Source organism: Acidithiobacillus sp. TH-A36 (assembly GCF_057473445.1).
This window is the reverse complement of sequence record NZ_JBYCKP010000374.1, coordinates 1-2,303: the sequence shown is the minus strand read 5'-3', so window position 1 is coordinate 2,303 and position 2,303 is coordinate 1. Positions and strand designations below refer to the sequence as shown.

Genomic DNA, 2,303 nt, shown 5'->3' with positions numbered 1-2,303 from the left:
ACCTGCACTTCGTCATCCACCGGAATGGTGCTTTCGTCGATGATTTTACCGTCCTTTCCGGCCATGGCAGCAGCGGCTTCAAGGGCCGCTTCCTGCTTCATCTGGCTGGACACTGCCCCGGACAAGGTCACGACGTTCCCCTGGGCCGTTATTTTGGGCATGCCCGGTGCGGGTGCAGCCAGCGGTGCATGGGGCGTCTGGGCATTGATATTCAGTTGCCAGACCTCTGGAGATTTGTGGCCGAGTTTCCAGACCAGCAGACTGGTCTCGCCGGTGCTGATGCCGGTAATCAGAAAAGACTTGCCGTGACTGTTGGACAGGGGGCGGATGGAAGCCGTTTTGGGATTACCAATGGCAACGCGGTAGGCAGACTCATCCAGGGTTAATACCTGTTGGGTACCCACGGCAATGGCCAGTGCCCGGTAGGCGCCCGTGCTATGCGCGGACCAGTCTGCCGCCCGGGCGGTGCCCGTCACGCATGCCAGCGGTAAGGCCCCCAGCATGCCGAAAAAGGCCAGTTTCAGGGCGCTGCGCAGTCGCGGCTGCAGGTATCCCGGATTTTTGTGTGTATTCATGCAGGGGTCTCGCTTTTTGTCAGGGCAGGTGCCAATCAATAAGGAACAGCGGTTTTTTGCGCACCGTCATAGAGTTGCATCATGGGTGGTGGCGGAGGCAAAGGACGCATGGCCTGTGCTTCGGCCTTGCTCTTGCCGGCCAGTCCTGGCAGGGTCAGCCCGGCATATGCGCGATTTTCAGGCTTTTGCAGGGCATCCTTGCGTTGATTCACCGGAATTTTGGTGGGGATCAGTGCTGGAGTGGGCACGGGAAAATCCTGCACATCCGGCATGCCGCTGCTCTTGGGATTGCGCAAGGCCAGCAGCAGATGGCCCTGGGCACTGGCGAGAGCCAGGGTCGCCGAAGAAGCGACCGGTACCTGCAGGACGACGGTGCTGGGGGGTTGCGCCTGCTGGCCATTGGCCTGCCCGTTGACCACCGCATTGTCCTGTCCGGGCTGAGCTTGGCCCAGACTGTGCGCAACGGTTTGCGGACCCACGGCCAGCACCCGCAGCCCCGCCAGCAGCAGACGGCTTTGGGTGGGCCAGCCACCATGCATCTGTCCTTCGTTACCGGGCAGGGTGGTAAACACATCGACAAAATCGCCGGGATGCAGATGATCGCCAACGGCAATTTCTTCATTGACATGAATGGCCATGGCCAGGTCACCCTCAGGTACCTGAGTCGCCAGGCCGGACACCATGTTCGCGTGCAAAACGGGCACCCCCGCGCCAATGTTCGTCGCCGGTACCTGACCGATGACCGAACTGGTCTGATGGTAAGCGCCGCTGGGAAATTCCGGGTAATGGAGGACCTTCAGGGCATCGGCCGAAATGGGTTTGCCGGCCATCAGCGGCTTGCTGGCGACCACCACGGCGACACCAGCGGGAGCCGTTGATGTGCTGTTTGGGCTGCTTTCTGTGGGTCGCTGCACGCTGGGAGCAGGCAGGCTGATCACATAGGCAGCAACCCCCAGTATCACCGCCAGCAGCACCAGTATCGCGATGGCGATTTTTGCCTTGTTTCCCATGTTTCCCTGTCTCCTTGGTGATTTATGTCTGTTACATCAGTCCTGCAACAGGTTGGCATTGTCCACCTGCATGACCGCCGTGCCGGTGAGTTGATTGGGTATGCCCACCGATCCGATGAAAGGAAAATTCACCAGTGCCGGAATGATGGGATGTTGACCATAAGGAAAAGTGACCTGAACGCTGAAGCAGGTCAGGTTGGCGTTGTAACTGCAAGTAGTGGGATTCACCGTGGTGGTGATACTGCCCCCCGCCAGACCGTTCAGCACTCCCGCGACCTGATTGGCTGTCTCTGTTGCCGCATTTGCGCGTGCTGCAATGGCCAGACCGTCATTGGCGGCAGGCTGATAGCGCAGCGCAGCGCGGGCACCATCTTCGGCGGCGGTGGTCATCATGCTCTGAATGACAAATATGAAGCCAAAATTGAATACGCCCCAGAGCAGCAAAAAAAAGAACACGAAAATAAACGGAAAATCAATGACCGAAGAACCCCGTTCCCGGTCCTGATCTTTGGTCACCCCGCAGGGCCGGAGTGGTGCTGCAGTGCAGGGCTGAGGCATGGCCCGGTGCCTTAGCCGCCCAGCGGAAACACTGGCGGCGGCCAGTGACTGAGCAGCACCACTGCGCTGGCGATGCCAATGCCAAAACCGAAGGGGGTTTTGCGCTGCACCTGACCGCGCAGCAGGTATTCGAGGAGGATGACCGGCAGGGTAAACAGGG

General features: G+C 59.7%; 3 protein-coding genes. All 3 read right to left on the bottom strand.

The window, feature by feature from the left end:
- On the bottom strand, window positions 1-575 hold a 575-nt coding region (locus AC2VLY_RS09820), incomplete at its 3' end, for a pilus assembly protein N-terminal domain-containing protein (protein ID WP_486892206.1).
- Window positions 576-610: 35 nt separating this feature from the next.
- Complete coding sequence (gene cpaB / locus AC2VLY_RS09815; protein ID WP_486922183.1) at window positions 611-1,585, bottom strand: Flp pilus assembly protein CpaB; 975 nt, start codon at window positions 1,583-1,585, stop codon at window positions 611-613.
- Window positions 1,586-1,621: 36 nt separating this feature from the next.
- Window positions 1,622-2,143, bottom strand: a complete 522-nt coding sequence (locus AC2VLY_RS09810; protein ID WP_486922182.1) for a TadE/TadG family type IV pilus assembly protein — start codon at window positions 2,141-2,143, stop codon at window positions 1,622-1,624.
- Window positions 2,144-2,303 lie beyond the last annotated feature (160 nt).